We start from the raw sequence: 20,117 nt of genomic DNA, 5'->3' as shown, positions 1-20,117 counted from the left end.
GGAAGAGGGTCTGGGTGGGACCGGAGTGCCGCCTGGAGAGTCGTGCCTTTCATCCCGTAATGTGGCATTTGGCGTCCGGCGAGCAGCAGCCGGGCGCGGCTCTTGGGGAAGGGACTCATGGACTTGATGGAGCGCACCGTCGTCCGATGTGCCGATGGGCACGTGTTCAGTACCGCTTCGTTCCCGATGCAGCAGGCGGAGCGGCTCGGCCCTGGCCGGCTCGTGCGGTGTCCACGGTGTGCCCGGCTCCGCAGTGTGGTGCTGGTGACCTTGGAGAAGCAGTAGAAGCAGTAGCAGTAGCAGTAGCAGTAGAAGTAGCACTAGAGATAGCACTAGAAGTAGCGGTATCGCCCTCGTAGAAGCAGCGGTATCGCCGTAGTCGCTGGCGCGCGGGTCCGTCCGATTGTGGTCGGTCCGCGCGTCTTGCGTATCCTCGGGGCGTGCTTCTCTCAGACAAGGACATCCGGGCCGAGATCGACGCCGGGCGGGTCCGGATCGATCCCTACGACGAATCCATGGTGCAGCCGTCGAGTGTCGACGTGCGCCTCGACCGCTACTTCCGGGTGTTCGAGAACCACCGCTACCCCCACATCGACCCGTCCGTCGAACAGGCGGATCTGACAAGGCTGGTGGAACCGGAGGGCGACGAGCCGTTCATCCTCCACCCCGGTGAGTTCGTGCTCGCCTCGACCTACGAGGTCGTCACGCTCCCCGACGATCTCGCCTCGCGCCTCGAAGGGAAGTCCTCCCTCGGCCGGCTCGGGCTCGTCACGCACTCCACCGCCGGGTTCATCGACCCCGGTTTCTCCGGGCACGTGACGCTGGAGCTCTCCAATCTCGCGACCCTCCCGATCAAGCTCTGGCCGGGCATGAAGATCGGCCAGCTGTGCATGTTCCAGCTCAGCTCGGCGGCCGAGTTCCCCTACGGCAGCGAGCGCTACGGCTCCCGCTACCAGGGCCAGCGCGGTCCGACCGCCTCCCGTTCCTTCCTCAACTTCCACCGGACGCAGGTGTGAGCATGGGCGACACGGACAAGGGCGTACGGGAGAACCTGACCTACGAGGCGTTCGGCGTCGCCGTGCGCGAACTCGCCCAGACCATCGCCGACGACGGCTACGAGCCCGACGTCATCCTCAGCATCGCCCGCGGCGGAGTCTTCGTCGCAGGCGGCCTCGCCTACGCCCTCGACTGCAAGAACATCAGCCTCGTGAACGTCGAGTTCTACACGGGCGTAGGCACCACCCTCGACATGCCGGTGATGCTCGCCCCCATCCCCAACGCGATCGACTTCTCCTCCAAGAAGGTCCTGATCACCGACGACGTCGCCGACACCGGCAAGACCCTCAAACTGGTCCGCGACTTCTGCCTCGACACCGTCGCCGAGGTCCGCAGCGCGGTCGTCTACGAGAAGTCGCAGTCGCTGGTGAAGTGCGAGTACGTGTGGAAGCGAACCGACGAGTGGATCAACTTCCCGTGGAGTGTGTTGCCTCCGGTACGTAGGTCGGGAGAAGCGGCGAAGCCGAACAGGGAAGCTGTCTGACCTGCGGATGTCGTTGGGGTTGCGGTCCTGGTGAGCGAAGAGGCCCCCGGTTGATAACCGGGGGCCTCTTGTCCAGGTGGGTTCGGGTTCGCAGAGTTCTCAGGCGGCGGGTTCTGTTCGGCTGAAGGTCCGTAATCCGCGCCGGGTAGGCTCACGGCGCCATGGAACAGATGCCCGAGAGTGTGGACCGCGACATCCTGGAGCAGCGGATCATCGCGGCTCTCAGGACGATCCGCGAAACGCTGGGGTGCACTCTCCACCAGGCGCTCGATGTCTTCGCGCAGCGGTACGAGGAACTTCGCCGCGATCGTCCGGACGACTTCGATGTGAGCCGGAACGAATACGGCCGAGGCTTCTACTCCTGATCCAGCCGACCCAGCCGAAGCGGGCCGCTGACCTGAACGGCCGCTGCTCAGGGGCAACGGAACCCGGCTGGCTCCGTGGGGAGTTACGCACATCTCAGCCGTGGATGTCACTGACCAGGACGGACATGGGCGGCGGTGGGGTCCACTCCAGTCCATTCTTGGAGAGAGTCGCCAGGATCCATGCTTGGCCGGCCGGGCCTGCCACACTCCAGGTATAGGCCATGGGGCGGTTCTGCTTACGCCAGAACTTCCACAGGGGTTCTCGTCTCGCACCCATGGCAACGTTGTGAACAAGGTCGGCAAGCCAGGCGATGCATGCGACGTAGTCATCATCGGGCCAACTGGCCAGTGCCTTGTGCTGCCGGGCCATGGCACGAATGTCGATCACGGCGGAGTAGGTCAGCATGGATATGGCTGCGTGGTCGTCGATGTGCCGATCGTTGGTCATGAGGACCTCCAGTCCGCTGAGGCCACGCACTCTGACGTGAGGCCTACGGAGTGGCCTGGAGCAAGAGTCATTCGTCGTCACACCTCTCCAGTACGAGGCCTATGGACCTCTCTTTGAGTCCGTTGTTCTCGTCCAGGTGAAGGTGAGTGCCATCTGGTGTGGCGTCCTGGGCGAGGGTGAGGAGGTGGCCTGCCAGCGTCCTCAACCCGGCAGCGTTAGCCTCGATGACGACCTCTCCGCCCAAGTTGCGGACTTCGACGCGCGCGCCTTCCTCCCACGTGAAGACTCTGGTGACTCCGTCGGTCACCGTATCTATGCGAGTGGTCATCGACGGAGCAGCGCTGGGTTCACGGGTCATGCCCAAGCATCGCGTACTCAGGGACCGCCAGGCATCGAGGGTGCACGCTTTGCAGCTGTGGTGGTGGGGCGGTGAACGGGGTTGAACGAGACGGAATCTGGGACGGCCTGCCGTGCCCCTACGGGCACGGCAGGCCGTGGGGCAGGTCGCAGACGTCGTCGCGCATGTGCAGCCTGCGGAGGTCCTGGACGAGTGCGACGGGGTAGGGATGCATTGCCCACTCGGCGAGATAGCCGGCCTCGCCATGCTCCGTGAGCACAGTGTGGGCCGCTTCCAAAACAGCGTGAGCGAATGCCGAACGCGGATAGGTCGCCTGCCACATCACCGTGCCATGGAAGTCCGGAAGGTCGGGGCTGACGGCGACGTCGGGAAACTTGCAGATCGTCACGTTGACCGCGTCATCCGTTGTGCGGAGCACCCAGCGAAACTCCTGCGGCTCGGCGTCGAAGAAGAACCGGGCTGAGCGCTGCTGCCCGTACAACTCGCCTGCTCCCGCTACAAGGTCCGCCAACGCGTCAGTGCAGTAGCTGGCGGTCACCGATGCCGTCTGGGAGTCATCGGACAGGTGGCACCTTGCCCAACCATGCCCTGAGAGTTCCCACTTCAACTGAAGGGCACCGGCTGACCCTTGATCCATCGACACGGGCTCAGGCTAGTGGCATCGATTGGCCCTGAGCTTGGGAAGCTGAGGTTATCTGCGGCCCGTTCTGAGGCTGACCTGCGGTGAAGCAGCATCGGGGCTCGGTGGCCGGTCGGTTGGTTCCCCAGTGTTCCCCCTGACTCCCCGCACGATCTGGCACACGTCTGGCACGTGGCCTGTCACCGATCACATGGTGATGTCGGTGCTGTCGGACACAATGCGCGCCATGAGCGACCACTACGAAGTTGTCTTCTCCTCCTTCCTGCGCGACGACACGCCGGCCCCGGTTCTGGCGGCCCTGCGCTGGCATATGGGCATTGACGACGAAGGTCCGGACGACCTGGATCCAGACGATCACCCGTACCCGTTGCTCCTCCCGGGCCGGAGCCGGCTTCCCGGTGGCGACATCGTGTTCCTGGACCGCACGGTGCAGGAGTCCACGTCATCGGGGAAGCTGTACGAGTGGGAGCTGTTCGTGCGCATCTACTGGGTCGATGACCTCACGCTCTACCTCGACACACTGCTAGAGCTGATCGCTCCTTACGTCGCGCGCCGGGGTTACGGCGGCTACATACGCGACGAGTACGACATCGAGGTGAAGACCTTCAAGTTCCATGACGGCACGTACGATCCGGTCAAGATCTAAGAAGGGGCGTTTTCACCCTCGACGGCAAGAGACATCGCATTTTGCCCGACTGCTGCCCCTGGGGGAAACCCGTATGACCGAGCGCCTCTGACCAGGGGCTTCACTGTTGGTTGCAATGGCTCGGCTGTCGCTGTCGGGCGTCGTCGAGTGACCTCGGGCGCCCTCGCTTGGCCCGGAGGCGGCCCCACTCGTGGGGTGTGATCTCGGCTCGCTCCACTGTCAGTGCGGACGGCTATGGTGCCGCCAGCGAGGGTGAGGCTATGGGGAGGGACCATGGGAGCCAAGACGGGCCTGCTCGTATACGCCGACGGCGAGGTGCCGGACCTCCTGCGACAGGCAGGGACGGCGGACCTGGCGCGGACGTCGGCCATGATGCAGCGCCTCTACCCGGCCTGCGACATCGAACCGCACGCGGGTACTGAGCTCTGGGACGGCGTCTACCCGCCGAAAGGCACGGCTTACGCAGCCAGTTGGCCGGGCGTGGATGTCGTGGGCGACCGGAGAGTAATGATCGACTTCCCATCCCAGCTCCCGGAGCACCTGGTCGCAGCGAGCGCCGGCCGACGGCTCGTCCTGCACGCCATGCACAGCGTCGTCGACTGGCTCGCGTCGCCCTCTGGGAGGACGGCCGACTGCTGCGCTCACTGAGTCTGTCTCCGGACAGCGGGATCATCGAGAACATCGGCGAGCCGCTCCCCTTTGAGCTGCCTTACTGGGCCGGGGCCCGTCCCGCCGACGTCATCCCATGGCCTGACGAGGACGAAGAACCGTACGCGTTGCCCTTCCATCCTCTGGAGCTCGGCGAGGACGCGCTGCGCGCGCTCTACGGGTTCGTCCTGGAGGGCCGCCCCGAGCCCGAGGACACCGATGCGGGCAGCATCGCCCTGCACGGATTCCATGTGAGGGACCCGCACGCGCCCGATACCGCAGAACAGGAGGCGCAGCTGCGGAGGGCGATGGAGGCCATGGGCCCGCCTCGCTTCTTCTCGCCGGGACCGGATGGTTCGCTCATCGAGCGCGACGGCTTTTAGCCCACGACCTCTTCGTCCCGAAGCAACTTGGGTGGGGGTGCTGCCTTGGGCTCGCGCGCCACTCACCTGTGCTGATGGTCCGTAGGCGTCCGCGCTTGTCTGCCGGTGTGCGTCGGCGTTGTCACGCAGTTAGACACTCATAGCGGCCCTGCCTGAGGCTCGCGTTCCGATGCCCGTGATTCGGTGACCGGGGCTCTAGTGCTCTGACCGCGTTGGTTCGCCGGGTTGGTGGTCGTGGCGGTTGGATGTGGGGTGACGTCCGATCCGACTACTGGAGGCGCGGTGGCCGAGCCTGTCCGTGTGCGCAGACTGACCGACCAGGAGGGGCAGAAGCTGCAGCAGATCGTGCGCCGTGGCAGCACGAGTTCGGTGCGTTACCGGCGGGCGATGATGCTGCTGGCCTCGGCCGGCGGGAACCGGGTGCCGGTGATCGCCCAGTTGGTGCAGGCCGACGAGGACACGGTGCGGGATGTGATCCACCGGTTCAACGAGATCGGCCTGGCCTGCCTGGACTCTCGGTGGGCGGGAGGCCGTCCCCGCCTGCTCAAGCCTGACGACGAGGACTTCGTCGTGGCGACGGCTACCACCCGACCGGCCAAGCTCGGCCAGCCGTTCACCCGCTGGTCACTGCGCAAACTCGTCGCCTACCTGCGCAAAGTGCACGGCCGGGTGATCCGTATCGGCCGTGAGGCGTTACGGTCTACGCTCACCCGCCGCGGCGTCACCTTCCAGCGCACCAAGACCTGGAAGGAATCACCCGACCCCGAACGGGAGGCGAAGCTGGAACGGATCGAGGAGGTCCTTGACCGCTTCCCCGACCGGGTGTTCGCCTTCGACGAGTTCGGACCGCTCGGCATCCGGCCCACCGCGGGCTCGGGCTGGGCGAAACGGAAACATCCCGACCGGGTGCCGGCCACCTACCACCGCACGCACGGGGTGCGCTACTTCCACGGCTGCTACTCCGTCGGCGACGACCGTCTGTGGGGCGTCAACTGCCGCAGGAAAGGTGCCGCGAACACGCTTACTGCGCTGAAGTCGATCCGCGCCGCCCGGCCCGACGGTGCACCGATCTACGTGATCATGGACAACCTGTCCGCCCACAAGGGCACGGACATCCGTCGTTGGGCGAAGAAACACAAGGTCGAGCTGTGCTTCACCCCGACCTACGCCTCGTGGGCGAACCCCATCGAGGCCGACTTCGGACCGCTGCGGCAGTTCACCATCGCCAACTCCAACTACCCCAACCACACCGTGCAGACCCGGGCCCTGCACGCCTATCTGCGCTGGCGCAACGCCAATGCACGCCACCGCGATGTCCTGGCCGCCGAACGCAAGGAGCGCGCCCGCATCCGCAGCGAGAAGGGCATCCGCTGGGGCGGACGCCCCCTCAAAACTGCAGCGTGATCGCCCCTTCCCGCCGAGTGCGCAGCTCCTTGTGAAAGGCTGGGAGCATGATGGGCGGACGGTCCGAGAACCCAGAACTCTGGGCGTTCCTGGAATCACTGCACTACGGCGACATCCTTTCCGGCACCGTCACAGCGATCGAACGGTTCGGCGTGTTCGCGGCACTGGACGACGGCCCCGACCACCCGGTCTTCCCCGGCGTCGGGTTCATCACGATCCCCGAACTGTCCTGGCGGCGCATCGAAACCGCCTTCGACGTTGTACAGGTCGGACAGCGCGTCTCGGCCGAGTTCCTCCAGTTCGACACATGGAACCTGGAGGCCAGGCTGTCCTTGCGGGCGACACAGCCGGACCCCTTCCAGATATTCGCCGACCGCACCGCGGTGGGGCAGAAACTGCACGGACGGGTCACCAAATTGGTCCCGTTCGGCGTCTTCGTCCAGGTCGCCGACGGGATCGAGGGGCTGGTCCACCTGCGAGAGCTCGCATCGACGCCCGTGGAAAGTCCGTCAGATGTCGTCCAGGCCGGCGAGGAGGTCACGGTCGTCGTCACTGAAATCGACCGGGAGCGACGCAGGCTGGTTCTCTCTCGACGACAAAGCTCCTCCGACCACCCGTGACTCCCGCACGTTCCCGCGACGGTTCCTCGCACCAGCGTTCCTGAGCGTCTGAGCGCCCGCTCCGCGCAAGGGAAGCACCGCTCCAACCCGGTGAACCTAGGCGGTCACAGCACTAGCTGCGTGCTCCACGAGTTGGCCAGGGGTGTCCGTCGGGGGACTGGTCCGAGGGCCGGCCCGCTCGGACGAAGTCGCCGTATTCGTCCTGGACGATGTTCTCGTTGACCCACCGTTCCCGCACTGCGCCCGTGGCCTCCTCGGCAGCGGCCACCGCGTTCGACGGGTCCTCGGCCACGGCAACGAGCCGGCCGAACTCTTCTTCGCCAGCGTCGGCGTCGAGCGGTGGAAACTCGCCCAGGTCGAGGAACGCCTCACACCCGACATCCTCAACGGCATGGATGTAGACCTCGTATGACGCATTCACTGGGCGGACCTCGACGTAGCTGACGCCAAGTGGCCTCGGAGCACTGACCGGACCGAGGAACTGCTCCACCGGCCGACCTCGCTTCAGGGCCCCGATGATGAAGGCTTCTGTCAGGTAGCGCACCCTGCAAACCCTACCCAGCCATCAGACGAGGGGCGCGGGCGAAGCTCTCAGCTTGGGAAGCTGCGGGATTGGGGGCGGTACGCGCGGTGACCTGGGCGAAAGGTCGAACAGGGGTCTCGCAGGGCTCGGTTGCTTTCACCGTGGTTCCCCGCTGTTCCCCGCTGTTCCCCGCTGGATCTGGTGCGGTTGTGGTGCGAGGACTTCGTACCGCAGTCTGAGTGTCTGGCCATGGGTTTGGGCAACCGTTGGGCACTGGCTCCGGCAGCCTGTGAGCTGATCGCTGACGCTCGGAGCTTCAGCTTGTGTGCCGTCGTTGCCGTCAACTCACCAGCTCCTCACACCTCCTGGATCGGTACGCTTCCGTCCGGAGGCGGGAATGTTCAATGCAGTGGCTTTCGGGGCCAGTGGTGCCATCTGCCTGGCTCTTGGCATGTGGTTCGTCTGGCGGCAACGCCGCAGGCACGCCAGCACCCTCGTGGGCTGGGGCGCACTGACCCTCGGAGCAGGGCAGTTGATACGCGCCGCGGGATCTTTGACCGGAGACCGCCAGCCGCTTGGCGTCATCCTTGCCACCTGCTTTGCAGTGGTCAGCGTGGTCGGCTGCATCCTGGTGGCGCGTGGCCGGGATACGGTCCCTAACGGTCGCGGCGGGCGGAAGCGCCGGAAGCTGCCTCCGATCCGCCCATGACGAGTTGCTTTCAACACGCTTTCCAACTCTGGTGGTGCGTCCCGGGGCTGTTCACCTGCGTTCATGGGCGGCCGATCGGCTGGTCCGTTACGTCCCCCGGTCCCGTCTGAACGGTCGTGAACGGTGCTGAATGGGACGGAAACTGAGACGGAGAGCAGGGCCGGACTCGCTAGCATCGACGCTGTTGAAGGGGGAGTCATGGCGCTGGTCCGCAAGGGTTCACGACGGATCGTTGTCGACGGCACGGTCTACCGCTGGCGGCTGCGAGGGAGGCCGACGTACTTCCAGGGGCTGGCTTGGTCGCCGTGCACGTTCGTGGTCGAGCATGCGGACATCCCGGGCGTGACGCTCGTGGTCACCACCGACCAGCCGCATTCGAGCAACTGGTTCGGTCGTGAGGCTGAGCCTGTGCTGCCGTCCGGTGTTGCCGCGGCTGTTCGGCTTGCCCTGCGTGAGGGTTGGACTCCGACGGCTCCTGGCTCCGCGTTTCACCTCGATCAGTCCGCCGGCTTCACGCCTTCGAACTGACCGGATGCGGGGCATTGTTGGTGCTCGTACCTCAGCCGACGACAGTCAGCCACGATGGCGGGTGCGTCAATGGATCAGGCGCGCGCGTGCCTCGCTGTACCCCCACCGGCCTCAGCCACGCTGCCTGGTGACGTCCGTCAGAGCATGCGGCGACGGCGGAATCGTGATGACGAAGCATTGGGCAAGGACTTCTTCGTCCCGAAGCAACTGGGGTGGGGGCTCTGCCTTGGGGCGGTGTGGCTCTGAGCTGCTGGGATGTTCCGTGGGTGTGCGTGGGCGTCCGCCGGTGTTCGTCGGCGTTGTCACGCAGTTAGACACTCATGTGGAATCTGGCGTAGTCGTGATTCCGGGCCGATCTGACATCTGAGGTGCGGCTGCCGCCATGAGCGCCCGGCGAACCGCGCGCTGGCCATGCTCTCGTTCCAGGCCGCTCTCCTCGATCGCCCTCCGAAGTGCAGCCTCACCCGCTTCAATAGCTTGTTGCAGTCTGGCTCCCTCAGCATCGACGTCAGGGCTCCAGCCACCTATCGGCCCATGCGCACGAACATGCTCGACAACCCTCAACCGAGCTGAGTACACGTTGAGTTGGAGAGCGATCAACGCCGGTGGAAGCTCAATGTCGACCATGTACGGAGGGTAGATGCAGCGCAATGACGGTTGGTCCTCCTGCTCAGGGGTAGTTGGCCGGATGGTGACCGAAGTGGCGGCGGGCCAGCCGCTCCAGACCCGTTCGTCGCTGTTCTGAGAGGGGTCGGAGTCCGGTGGCCTACTCGTCGACTCGTGCTTCCGCGACCTGACTCCTCCTCTGCTGTGTGCTCCGTACCAAAAGCGAGGCTGCTCCTAGCACCGAGACTCCCGTGCTGATCGGTAAGGCAATGCTAGGGACGATCGAGGCATCGAAGACGACCGCGAGCGTCACAAGTCCGAGCGCGATCGTCTAGACGGGTAGAGGGAACTGGTGGTCCGTCGAACCGCCGGTCGTACGCCGAACCGGTCAGGTCCTCGACGCCTGAGCAGTGGCGACAGCATCTCGTACGACGACGAAGGGCTCCCGGCGTGAACCGGGAGCCCTTCGTCGTCGTAGCGGAAAAGCTGTCGTAGCCGAGGAGCCTCTAGAAGGTGCCCAGTTTCACGATCGACAGCAGGGCGATGAGTTGGATCGCCGATGCGCCCAGGGCCTTTGGCCAGGGGAGGTCGTGGGAGCGGGTGACCATCATCGTGAGGAGGGCGCCGGCCGCTACCCAGGTGGCCCAGCCGAGGGCCTGGACGAAGGTCGCGTCACCGCCGAAGAACATGGCGAAGACCAGGCGGGGGGCGTCCGTGAGGGACATGATCAGCATGGAGAGGCCGACCGTGGGCTGCCAGGCTCCGTCGCCGCCCAGCTGGCGGGCCAGGGTGTGGGTGACCACGCCCAGGACGAAGGACGACAGCACCATCGCCACGGCCGTGATCAGGACGATCGGGACCGCGTTCGCCAGGGTGGCGCTTATCGCGTCCGCGCGGGCGCCGTCGAAGCCGAAGACCGCGAGCAGGCCGTAGAGGAACGTCACGATCAGGGCGGGGCCCCACATCGTGTAGTCCCGCATCTGGAGGAAGGTCTGCTGGGGGGCGAGGACGATGCCTCTCAGCAGGTCCTTCCAGTGCAGGCGGGGGCCGACCGGGCCCGTGGGCGCCTGGGCCGAACCCGCGCGGTACGTACCGCCCTGGGTGTACGGGTCCTCACCTACGGCGAAGGCCTGGGTGCTGCCCGGGTTGTTCGCCGCGTACGGGTCCGGGGTGCCCGGGTGACCACCCTGGCCGTACCCACCGCCGTCGCCGAAATACTCCGGCTCGTCGCCGTAGGCGCCGTTGCCGCCGTTCCCCTGGGACCACTGCCGGCCGCCGCCCGCAGGGCTTCCGTACTGCGGTTGCTGCTGCGGGTACGGCTGCGGGGCCGCGGGGTAGCCGTACGGCTGTCCCTGCGGCACCGGGGGTGCCTGCTGCCCGTACGGAGGTTGTTGAGGGCGCGCTTGCGGGGCCCTGCCGTCCCGGCCGCCGCGTCCGATCCTGAATCCAGCCACGTCATCGAACGTACCTGGTTCCGCGCGGACACGTGCCGGGGCGGGGGTTTCGGGCGGGGCTTTGCTGCCGACCTGTGACATCCCCTAAGGGGAATCCGGTGGGAGCCCTGAGGGGGTGACAGGGGCCGGGCCCGTGTCGGCCGTGGTGCTCGGTCGACACGGGCCCGGCGGAGAAGAAGTGCAGGCCGGGGCGGGTCCTAGTCGGCGAAGAGGGAGCCGAACTGGGCCGTGCCCGAGGTGGAGACGCCCACCGAGGTCACGGAGAGGGCGCGGGAGCCGGTCGTACCGATCTTCGTGCCGGTGGAGGGCAGGTAGGTCACCGCTCCGTCGCCGCCGTCCTCGGCCTGGCCGATGATCAGGTCCGCCTTGCCGTCGCCGTTGACGTCGTCGAGCTTGACGTCCTCGCCGAACAGGTCGTTCTTCTCGTCGGTGCCGGGGACACCCGCGGTGCTCTGCGCGAAGGACTGGAGGCCGGTGGAGGTGTTGATGCCGCTCGCGGAGCCGTACATGACGGTGACCATGCCGGCGTTGGAGACGCTGCCGAGGTCCTCCGCCGGGGTGGAGACCACGAGGTCCTGGTAGCCGTCGCCGTTGACGTCACCCAGGTCCAGGTCCCAGCCGAAGCCGTCGCCCTTCTCCGAACTGCCGGGTACGTTCCCGGTGTTCTGGGTGATGCCGGTGGTCGAGGCCGGGCCGGACGCGGAACCGTAGGTGATGCTGGCCTTGCCGCCGTTCGCGGCGTCGGGGATGGTCTGGCCGGCGCTGGTGGTCGCGTCCCAGTCGGCGCCGGTGACGATGTCGCCGTAGCCGTCGCCGTTGATGTCGCCGATGCCGGTGACGATGCCGGGCTTGAGGGTCTTGACGCCCGCGACGCTCAGGCCGGTCGCGGTGCCGGGCAGGTAGTAGTTGGTGTTCCAGCCGTTGTCGGTCTGCGTCTCGTAGCCGTCGACCACCAGGTCGGTACGGCCGTCGCCGTTCACGTCACCGGCGGTGAGCTGCTCCGGGCCGTACGGGAAGCCCGAACTGCCGGGCTGGATCGGGGGCTTGACGGTGTAACGGCCGCCGGGCTGGCCGGTGGAGCTGCTGAAGCCGCCCTTGTAGACATAGAGGGTGGCGGCCGAACTGCCCACCGCCAGGTCCGCCTTGCCGTCGCCGTCGAAGTCGCCCGCCGCGAGGGACAGGCCCCAGTAGTCGTGCGAGGAGACGGCCGGGTCGGGTACGTCGCTGCTCTTGCCGGTGAGGCCGCTCGCCGAGCCCCACAGGATCGCGAGGGCGCCGCCGTCGGTGTCGGTGCCGACCTTCTCGCTCGGCGAGGCCACGGCGAGGTCGTCGTACCCGTCGCCGTTGAAGTCGGCGTACGCCGTCGCGCCGCCGAACCAGTCGCCGGCCTCGGCGGTGCCGGGCACGGTGCCGGAGTTCTGGCTGATGACCGAGCGCTTGGCCGAGGTCACGCCGGAGGCGCTGCCGTACAGCGCGACTATCTGGCCGGCGTTGGCGTGGCCGCTGACGGAGGCGCCGGGGGCCGAGGCCACGACGTCGCCGAAGCCGTCGCCGTTGAAGTCGGCCTTCGCGACCTTGAACGAGTCCGCGGCGGTGGCCGTCGTCGCCGAGAGCGTGAGCAGACCGCCCGTGAGCGCGGCCGCGACGGCCGTCGCGAGGGCGAGGCGCAGGTGCGGGTGATGCTTCTGGTGCATGCGGGGTTCTCCTGCGGCATGCGGGGGATGCGTGGCGGGCATCCGCGTCGATGGGGTGCGGACCGTCCGTGTTTGCCAGGAGTTGTCCGTGGCTTCACGGGTGGTTGGCGATCAGGAGACCTGCGGTGGTGCGTAAAGGTTGTACGTGACTTCAGAGGTGGGTGGGGCTGTCGGGCCGGGTGCGGCGATGACGACTGCCAGGGCTCAACTTGCCTCCCTGGGCTGCCACTTGCGCACGTCGCGAAGTGACTGTCGGGCCGCCCGCTTCTGGGCCGGGGTGAGGGGGCGCGGTCGCGTCTCGCCTGCACGCCGGGTGCCGCGTCCGCCTTCCCTACGTCGTGGCTTACGACGTGCAGACGTTCTTGAGCTGGGTCGTCGCCGCGTCGATTTTGCTGGAGTCGGGGTTCGTGTCGCCGTTCAGGATGGCCTTGTTGTAGTCGGAGATCGCCTTGTTGAGGTTGTCGACCGCCTTGTCGACCTTGGTGTTGTCCGAGTCGGCGTCGATCTTGGCGATGGATTCGTTGTCGTGGATCGCCCTGAGGCTGTCGGAGATCGTGTTCCAGCTCTTCAGACAGCTCAGGGAGCTGGAGGCATCGGAGGTGTCAGAGGGGTTGGTTGGGTCGCAGGCCGTCAGTAGTCCGGCAGCGAGGGCTATGGCTGCGGCTGTGGTGGCGAGGGTGGCCGTACGGCGGATGCGGCGGCGGTTCGTGGTCATGGAAGTCCTTCGGGGGTGATTTCTGCCTGGGGGACTGCGGGGGCATCGGGTCGGGGTCAGGCCCAGGGCTCATCCACCCGCGCCTTGGTGGCCGGCTCGCGGCGGTTCGCTATCAGGCCGCCCGCCGCGCCCAGGGAGACCAGGCCCATGCCCGCGGCGGTCGCGATGCCCTTGACGCCGTCCATGGAGAGGTAACAGAACGCCGCCACACCGCCGTTGAAGAGGAACAGGAACCACAGCGTCGACGACTTCGACAGGAACGCCTTGATCTTCGGCTTCTTCGCGATGCGTGAACCGGTCAGCAGGGAGACGGCGATTCCGGCGTAGGTGGCGACGGTCTTCGCCGTACCGTCCAGCACCGCCCCGGAGGCCGTGCTCGCGGTGAGGCCGCCGACGAAGAACGACCACAGCAGCAGGTTGGCGACGAACGACTTCACGGTGGCGAGCAGCGACTTCACGGGAATTCCTAGGGGAAGTAGGGGACGTGATCTCTGCCCTCTACGATTCCGTCGCGCGCCCGCCGTCACGAGGGACCGCCCTCCCGGATCCGTGGTGTAGCGCGCTACACCACGGGGACGGACGGCGGACGCTACGACGACGCCCCGCGCCCTCCGATGAGGGTGCGGGGCGTCGTCGTAGCGGACGGGCTGGTTGTTACTTCACCGGCTGGGGCTCCGGGGCGTTCTCCGGTTCCGCGGTGCCCGCCGGGGGCTCGTCATCGGCGGGCTTCCTGACCGAGTCGAGGAGGAGTTGGGCGACGTCGACGACCTGGATGGATTCCTTGGCCTTGCCGTCGTTCTTCTTGCCGTTGACGGAGTCGGTGAGCATGACGAGGCAGAAGGGGCAGGCCGTGGAGACGATGTCGGGGTTCAACGACAGGGCTTCGTCGACGCGTTCGTTGTTGATGCGCTTGCCGATGCGCTCTTCCATCCACATCCGCGCGCCGCCGGCGCCGCAGCAGAAGCCGCGTTCCTTGTGGCGGTGCATCTCCTCGTTGCGCAGGCCGGGGACGCTGGCGATGATCTCGCGCGGGGGTGTGTAGATCTTGTTGTGGCGGCCCAGGTAGCAGGGGTCGTGGTAGGTGATGATGCCCTCGACCGGCGTCACCGGGACCAGCTTGCCGTCGTCGACGAGGTGTTGGAGCAGCTGGGTGTGGTGGATGACCTCGTAGTCGCCGCCGAGCTGCGGGTACTCGTTGCCGATGGTGTTCAAGCAGTGCGGGCAGGTCGCGACGATCTTCTTCGCCGACTTCGGCTTCGCGGACCCGGCCACGACCTTGCCGTCGTCGTCGAGTTCCTCGCCGAACGCCGTGTTCAGCGCCATGACGTTCTCCATGCCGAGTTCCTGGAACAGCGGCTCGTTGCCCAGGCGGCGGGCGGAGTCGCCGGTGCACTTCTCGTCGCCGCCCATGATCGCGAACTTCACGCCCGCGATGTGCAGCAGTTCGGCGAAGGCCTTCGTCGTCTTCTTCGCCCGGTCCTCCAGCGCGCCGGCGCAGCCGACCCAGTACAGGTACTCGACCTCGGTGAGGTCCTCGATGTCCTGGCCGACGACCGGGATCTCGAAGTCGACCTCCTTGAGCCACTCCAGGCGCTGCTTCTTCGCCAGCCCCCAGGGATTGCCCTTCTTCTCCAGGTTCTTCAGCATCGTCCCGGCCTCCGACGGGAACGCCGACTCGATCATCACCTGGTAACGCCGCATGTCGACGATGTGGTCGACGTGCTCGATGTCCACCGGGCACTGCTCGACGCAGGCGCCGCAGGTGGTGCAGGACCACAGGACGTCCGGGTCGATGACCCCGTTCTCCTCCGCCGTCCCGATCAGCGGGCGCTCGGCCTCCGCGAGCGCGGCCGCGGGAACGCCGGCGAGCTGCTCCTCGGTGGCCTTCTCCTCGCCCTCCATGGACTTGCCGCCACCCGCGAGCAGGTAGGGGGCCTTGGCATGGGCGTGGTCCCGCAGCGACATGATCAGCAGCTTCGGGGACAGCGGCTTGCCCGTGTTCCACGCCGGGCACTGCGACTGGCAGCGCCCGCACTCCGTACACGTGGAGAAGTCCAGCAGACCCTTCCACGAGAACTGCTCGACCTGGGAGACACCGAACACGTCGTCGTCACCCGGGTCGGTGAAGTCGATCGGCTTCCCGCCCGACGTCATCGGCAGCAGGGCACCCAGCGACGTCTCACCGGTCGCGTTGCGCTTGAACCAGATGTTGGGGAACGCCAGGAAACGGTGCCAGGCCACGCCCATGTCCGTCTTCAGGGCGACCGTGATCATCCAGATGAAGGAGGTCGCGATCTTCACGCCCGCGAAGAGGTACGTGAGGTTCTGGAGCGTGGAGACGTCCAGGTGCTCCAGCGCCGACACCACGGGGTAGGAGATGAAGAAGGACGCCTCGTAGGCGTCGACGTGGTGCTGGGCTCCCTCGAGCGCGTGCAGCATGAAGATGCAGACGCCGACGATGAGGATGACGGCCTCGACGAAGTACGCCTGGCCGAAGTTGGAGCCGGCGAAGCGGGACTTGCGGCCCGGCCGGTTCGGCTTGCTCAGCTGGCGGATCACGATCAGGGCGAGAATGCCGAGGACCGTCATCGTGCCGATGAACTCGACGAAGACGTTGTACGGCGCCCATTCGCCGATGATCGGCAGCAGCCAGTCGGCCTTGAAGAGCTGGCCGGTGGCGTTGACGATCGTCAGCAGCAGCGAGAAGAAGCCCACCGCCACGAACCAGTGCGCGACTCCGACGACACCCCAGCGGTTCATCCGGGTGTGGCCGAGGAACTCCTTGGCCACGGTGACGGTGCGCTGGACGGGCTCGTCGGTGCGGGTGCCCGCTGGCACGTTCTGGCCGAGTCGCATGAAGGTGTAGATCTGTAGGACGGCGCGGGCGAACAGCGCCACACCGACCACGATCAGTACCAGCGACACGATGATCGCGGCGAGTTGCATTTCAGGGCTCCTCGGGCCTGCGAGGGGTCATGGCATTACCACTCAGCACATTACTAAGCGGTAACTTAATCGGTTCGACCGAGACTACCCCTATCTTGCGTCGCACTGTAGCCAGCCGTGCGGTGATCTGTGTCGCTGAGGGTTGCCTAAAAAGGCCTGCTCCGGGCTTGTTCCCAAGCTTGTTACGGTCCGATCGTGTTATTCGTACTGAATTGGTACATTTGCGTCTAATTTAGATCCGTGCTCTACGGGATTCTCGCCGCCACGACCGCCCTCCTCCTCTCCGCCCTCCTGGCCGCACTGCTCCGGGTGCCCGCCCTGAAGGCCGGTCTCGTCGACCGGCGGCGCCGGACGCGACCGGTACCGCTGCTCGGGGGACTCGCCGTGGTCGTCGCCGCCGCACTGGTCACCGGCGCCGGTGACTGGACCGGTGCCGCGCCCCTCGGTGACGGCGTCGGCGGGCTGCTCGCCGCCGGGTCCGCGGTGGCCGCGCTCGGGCTCGTCGCCGACGTCTGGCGGCTGAAGACCCGGTTCCTGGTCCTCGGTACGGCGGTGGCGGCCGCCTGTGTCGTGCCGTACGGCGAACTGGGGGTGCCCGGCGGGCTGCTGGCCGCGGTCTGGATCGTGTTCGTCGCCGGTGCCTTCAAGGGGCTCGACCACGCCGACGGGCTCGCGGGGACCGTGGGGGTGATCACCGCCTTCGGGGTGGGGGCCTGCGCCGCGATGGAAGTGATGGACGGGCTCGCGGTGTTGCTGAGTGTGCTGGCCGCCGCGCTCACCGGGTTCCTGATGCACAACTGGCATCCCGCGCGAATCGCGCTCGGTGCGTGCGGGTCGCTGTTCACGGGGTTCGTGCTCGCCTCGGCCGCCGTGGTCACGCAGGCCGGGCGTGGGTTCGCGTCCAGTGCGGGGGTGTTGTTCGCGCTCACCGCCGTCGCGAGTGCGGATGCCGTACTGGTGCTGCTGTCGCGGCGGCTGGCGGGGCGGGCTCTGCTGCGGGGCGGGCCGGACCATCTCGCCCACCGGCTGCGGCGGTTGGGGCTCACTCCGCAGGGGGCGGTGGTGCTGCTCGCGATCGGGGGGTTCTCCGGAGTGCTTGTCGGGGTGCTCGTGCACAACGGGTGGGTGGGCGAATCCGCCGTCGCGTGGGTGGCGGGCGGGGCCCTGGTGGTCGTGTTCGGACTGCTTAAAGTCGCTGTCTACGGGGCACGTCGTGCCGCGTCCACGCAGGTCAGGGCTCAGTTGCGTGTAAGGAACGGATAAGAGTTGAGCCTGGTCGACTCAGCTCTGTTGACCCAGCGGTGAGTGTCGTGCACACTTGAGTCCGTTCCACTCAAGTCATTGCTGGAGGAATCAACCATGGCACGTGCGGTCGGCATCGACCTGGGCACGACTAACTCCGTCGTCAGCGTTCTTGAAGGCGGCGAGCCCACCGTCATCACCAACGCAGAGGGCGCCAGGACCACGCCGTCCGTCGTCGCCTTCGCCAAGAACGGCGAGGTGCTCGTCGGAGAGGTGGCCAAGCGTCAGGCGGTCACGAACGTTGACCGGACCATCCGTTCCGTGAAGCGCCACATGGGCACGGACTGGAAGATCGAGCTCGACGGGAAGAACTTCAACCCGCAGCAGATGAGCGCCTTCATCCTGCAGAAGCTGAAGCGCGACGCCGAGGCCTACCTGGGCGAGAAGGTCACGGACGCGGTCATCACCGTCCCGGCCTACTTCAACGACTCCGAGCGCCAGGCGACGAAGGAAGCCGGCGAGATCGCCGGTCTCAACGTCCTGCGCATCGTCAACGAGCCCACCGCGGCGGCGCTGGCGTACGGCCTCGACAAGGACGACCAGACGATCCTCGTCTTCGACCTCGGTGGCGGCACCTTCGACGTGTCCCTCCTGGAGATCGGCGACGGCGTCGTCGAGGTGAAGGCCACGAACGGCGACAACCACCTCGGTGGTGACGACTGGGACCAGCGCGTCGTCGACTACCTGGTGAAGCAGTTCGCCAGCGGTCACGGCGTGGACCTCGGCAAGGACAAGATGGCCCTGCAGCGTCTGCGCGAGGCTGCCGAGAAGGCCAAGATCGAGCTGTCCAGCTCCACCGAGACCTCGATCAACCTGCCCTACATCACGGCGTCCGCCGAGGGCCCGCTGCACCTGGACGAGAAGCTCACCCGCGCTCAGTTCCAGCAGCTGACGGCCGACCTGCTGGAGCGCTGCAAGACGCCGTTCCACAACGTCATCAAGGACGCCGGCATCTCCATCAACGAGATCGACCACGTCGTCCTCGTCGGTGGCTCCACCCGGATGCCCGCCGTCGCCGAGATCGTCAAGGAGCTGACGGCCGGCCAGGACGCCAACAAGGGCGTCAACCCAGACGAGGTCGTCGCCATCGGCGCGTCCCTCCAGGCCGGTGTCCTCAAGGGTGAGGTCAAGGACGTCCTGCTCCTCGACGTGACCCCGCTGTCCCTCGGTATCGAGACCAAGGGCGGCATCATGACCAAGCTGATCGAGCGGAACACGACGATCCCGACCAAGCGGTCCGAGATCTTCACCACCGCCGAGGACAACCAGCCCTCCGTGCAGATCCAGGTCTACCAGGGCGAGCGCGAGATCGCGGCGTACAACAAGAAGCTCGGGATGTTCGAGCTGACCGGTCTGCCGCCGGCCCCGCGTGGTGTCCCGCAGATCGAGGTCTCCTTCGACATCGACGCCAACGGCATCATGCATGTCACGGCCAAGGACCTCGGCACCGGCAAGGAGCAGAAGATGACCGTCACCGGCGGCTCCTCGCTGCCGAAGGACGAGGTCGACCGCATGCGCCAGGAGGCCGAGCAGTACGCGGACGAGGACCACCGTCGCCGCGAGGCCGCCGAGTCCCGCAACCAGGGCGAGCAGCTCGTCTACCAGACGGAGAAGTTCCTCAAGGACAACGAGGACAAGGTCCCCGGCGAGGTCAAGACCGAGGTCGAGGCCGCCGTCGAGGAGCTGAAGGCCGCACTCAAGGGCGAGGACACCGCCGAGATCCGCACCGCCACGGAGAAGGTCTCCGCCGTCTCCCAGAAGGTCGGCCAGGCCATGTACGCCGACGCCCAGGCCGGGCAGGCCGCGGCCGGCGACGCCCCGGGTGCCGAGGCGCCCAAGGCGGACGACGACGTGGTGGACGCCGAGATCGTGGACGACGAGCGCAAGGACGGTGCCGCGTGACGGAGGAGACTCCGGGCTTCGACGAGAAGCCCGACGTCCCCTCCGGCGCCACCCCCGACGACGCCGAGCCGCAGGCCGCCTCCCCCTCCAGCAGTGGGGAGGGGGCGGCCCCGGCAGGGGACGCAAGTGCACAGATCGCCGGTCTGACGGCCCAGCTGGACCAGGTGCGCAAGGCGCTCGAAGAGCGCACCGCGGACCTCCAGCGGCTCCAGGCCGAGTTCCAGAACTACCGCCGCCGGGTCGAGCGCGACCGGATCGCGGTCAAGGAGATCGCCGTGGCGAACCTCCTGACCGAGCTGATGCCCACGCTCGACGACATCGGCCGCGCGCGGGAACACGGTGAACTCGTCGGCGGTTTCAAGTCGGTGGCGGAATCACTGGAGACCGCCGCGGCGAAGATGGGACTGCAGCAGTTCGGCAAGGAGGGCGAGCCCTTCGACCCGACGATCCACGAGGCCCTCATGCACTCGTACGCGCCGGACGTCACCGAGACGACCTGCGTGGCGATCCTGCAACCCGGGTATCGCATCGGCGAGCGCACCATCCGCCCCGCGCGGGTGGCCGTGGCCGAGCCGCAGCCCGGGGCTACGGGGACCGGCAAGGCGGAGGACGAGTCCGAGGCCGGCGACGAGAAGGACAACGGCCCTGAAGAGGGCTGACGTAGCTGACGTAGCCGACGTATCGAG

Annotated in this window: 19 protein-coding genes and 1 pseudogene; 11 read left to right on the top strand and 9 right to left on the bottom strand. The window is 67.0% G+C overall.

The window, feature by feature from the left end; genetic code table 11:
• Positions 1-440: 440 nt before the first annotated feature.
• From dcd to OG714_RS24285, 3 genes are all read left to right on the top strand, one after another.
• Positions 441-1,016: a dCTP deaminase gene (gene dcd, locus OG714_RS24295; RefSeq protein WP_033284765.1), complete on the top strand. Its 576-nt coding sequence runs from the start codon at positions 441-443 to the stop codon at positions 1,014-1,016.
• A 2-nt stretch (positions 1,017-1,018) separates the two neighbouring features.
• Complete coding sequence (locus OG714_RS24290) at positions 1,019-1,540, top strand: phosphoribosyltransferase (RefSeq protein WP_406124008.1); 522 nt, start codon at positions 1,019-1,021, stop codon at positions 1,538-1,540.
• A gap of 161 nt (positions 1,541-1,701) precedes the next feature.
• Complete coding sequence (locus OG714_RS24285) at positions 1,702-1,905, top strand: hypothetical protein (RefSeq protein WP_406124006.1); 204 nt, start codon at positions 1,702-1,704, stop codon at positions 1,903-1,905.
• A 94-nt stretch (positions 1,906-1,999) separates the two neighbouring features.
• On the opposite strand, the gene OG714_RS24280 is transcribed toward OG714_RS24285, so the two are convergent.
• The 3 genes from OG714_RS24280 to OG714_RS24270 form a co-directional block, all read right to left on the bottom strand.
• On the bottom strand, positions 2,000-2,353 hold the full coding sequence (locus OG714_RS24280) for a hypothetical protein (protein ID WP_406124005.1): 354 nt from the start codon (positions 2,351-2,353) through the stop codon (positions 2,000-2,002).
• Positions 2,354-2,420: 67 nt separating this feature from the next.
• Positions 2,421-2,660 carry a hypothetical protein gene (locus tag OG714_RS24275; RefSeq protein WP_405973159.1) on the bottom strand — a complete coding sequence of 80 codons (240 nt, stop codon included), beginning with the start codon at positions 2,658-2,660 and terminating at the stop codon, positions 2,421-2,423.
• A 169-nt stretch (positions 2,661-2,829) separates the two neighbouring features.
• Positions 2,830-3,249 (bottom strand): hypothetical protein, encoded by a 420-nt coding sequence (locus OG714_RS24270; protein ID WP_406124004.1) that lies wholly within the window; start codon positions 3,247-3,249, stop codon positions 2,830-2,832.
• A gap of 328 nt (positions 3,250-3,577) precedes the next feature.
• Between OG714_RS24270 and OG714_RS24265 the strand changes: the two genes are divergently transcribed.
• The 4 genes and pseudogenes from OG714_RS24265 to OG714_RS24250 all read left to right on the top strand — a co-directional run bounded on the left by OG714_RS24265 (position 3,578) and on the right by OG714_RS24250 (position 7,052).
• The gene (locus OG714_RS24265; protein ID WP_405973161.1) at positions 3,578-3,997 is read left to right on the top strand and encodes a hypothetical protein; all 420 of its coding nucleotides are present in this window, start codon (positions 3,578-3,580) and stop codon (positions 3,995-3,997) included.
• A gap of 234 nt (positions 3,998-4,231) precedes the next feature.
• Positions 4,232-5,028: pseudogene (locus OG714_RS24260) on the top strand (DUF6928 family protein).
• Between the two features lie 282 nt (positions 5,029-5,310).
• Positions 5,311-6,432 carry an IS630 family transposase gene (locus OG714_RS24255; RefSeq protein ID WP_406121327.1) on the top strand — a complete coding sequence of 374 codons (1,122 nt, stop codon included), beginning with the start codon at positions 5,311-5,313 and terminating at the stop codon, positions 6,430-6,432.
• A gap of 47 nt (positions 6,433-6,479) precedes the next feature.
• Positions 6,480-7,052, top strand: coding sequence for a S1 RNA-binding domain-containing protein (locus OG714_RS24250; protein WP_406124003.1), 573 nt, complete (start codon positions 6,480-6,482; stop codon positions 7,050-7,052).
• A 112-nt stretch (positions 7,053-7,164) separates the two neighbouring features.
• Here OG714_RS24250 and OG714_RS24245 read toward each other — a convergent pair whose 3' ends face one another.
• Complete coding sequence (locus tag OG714_RS24245; RefSeq protein ID WP_406124001.1) at positions 7,165-7,596, bottom strand: hypothetical protein; 432 nt, start codon at positions 7,594-7,596, stop codon at positions 7,165-7,167.
• An 886-nt stretch (positions 7,597-8,482) separates the two neighbouring features.
• Here OG714_RS24245 and OG714_RS24240 point away from each other — a divergent pair.
• Positions 8,483-8,812, top strand: coding sequence for a hypothetical protein (locus OG714_RS24240; protein ID WP_406124000.1), 330 nt, complete (start codon positions 8,483-8,485; stop codon positions 8,810-8,812).
• A gap of 1,112 nt (positions 8,813-9,924) precedes the next feature.
• Here OG714_RS24240 and OG714_RS24235 read toward each other — a convergent pair.
• The 5 genes from OG714_RS24235 to OG714_RS24215 all read right to left on the bottom strand — a co-directional run bounded on the left by OG714_RS24235 (position 9,925) and on the right by OG714_RS24215 (position 16,227).
• Positions 9,925-10,953, bottom strand: coding sequence for a YIP1 family protein (locus OG714_RS24235; protein ID WP_406123998.1), 1,029 nt, complete (start codon positions 10,951-10,953; stop codon positions 9,925-9,927).
• 116 nt (positions 10,954-11,069) lie between these two features.
• On the bottom strand, positions 11,070-12,566 hold the full coding sequence (locus OG714_RS24230; RefSeq protein WP_406123997.1) for an FG-GAP and VCBS repeat-containing protein: 1,497 nt from the start codon (positions 12,564-12,566) through the stop codon (positions 11,070-11,072).
• Positions 12,567-12,909: 343 nt separating this feature from the next.
• Entirely contained in the window at positions 12,910-13,281 is a 372-nt protein-coding gene (locus tag OG714_RS24225; RefSeq protein WP_406123995.1) for a hypothetical protein, read from the bottom strand.
• Between the two features lie 56 nt (positions 13,282-13,337).
• A complete protein-coding gene (locus OG714_RS24220) occupies positions 13,338-13,739 on the bottom strand; it encodes a hypothetical protein (protein ID WP_406123993.1) in 402 nt (133 codons plus the stop codon).
• A 196-nt stretch (positions 13,740-13,935) separates the two neighbouring features.
• Positions 13,936-16,227: a (Fe-S)-binding protein gene (locus tag OG714_RS24215; RefSeq protein WP_406123991.1), complete on the bottom strand. Its 2,292-nt coding sequence runs from the start codon at positions 16,225-16,227 to the stop codon at positions 13,936-13,938.
• 240 nt (positions 16,228-16,467) lie between these two features.
• Between OG714_RS24215 and OG714_RS24210 the strand changes: the two genes are divergently transcribed.
• From OG714_RS24210 to grpE, 3 genes are all read left to right on the top strand, one after another.
• Positions 16,468-17,490 carry an MraY family glycosyltransferase gene (locus OG714_RS24210; protein WP_406123989.1) on the top strand — a complete coding sequence of 341 codons (1,023 nt, stop codon included), beginning with the start codon at positions 16,468-16,470 and terminating at the stop codon, positions 17,488-17,490.
• A gap of 96 nt (positions 17,491-17,586) precedes the next feature.
• Positions 17,587-19,431, top strand: coding sequence for a molecular chaperone DnaK (gene dnaK / locus OG714_RS24205; protein ID WP_406123988.1), 1,845 nt, complete (start codon positions 17,587-17,589; stop codon positions 19,429-19,431).
• Entirely contained in the window at positions 19,428-20,090 is a 663-nt protein-coding gene (gene grpE, locus OG714_RS24200) for a nucleotide exchange factor GrpE (protein WP_366098568.1), read from the top strand. The genes dnaK and grpE overlap by 4 nt, the downstream gene beginning before the upstream one ends.
• Positions 20,091-20,117 lie beyond the last annotated feature (27 nt).

It is taken from the genome of Streptomyces sp. NBC_00989 (genome assembly GCF_045162655.1).
Lineage (GTDB): Bacteria > Actinomycetota > Actinomycetes > Streptomycetales > Streptomycetaceae > Streptomyces.
Note: the sequence above shows the minus strand (reverse complement) of the source record. Positions and strands in the feature narration are given on the sequence as shown.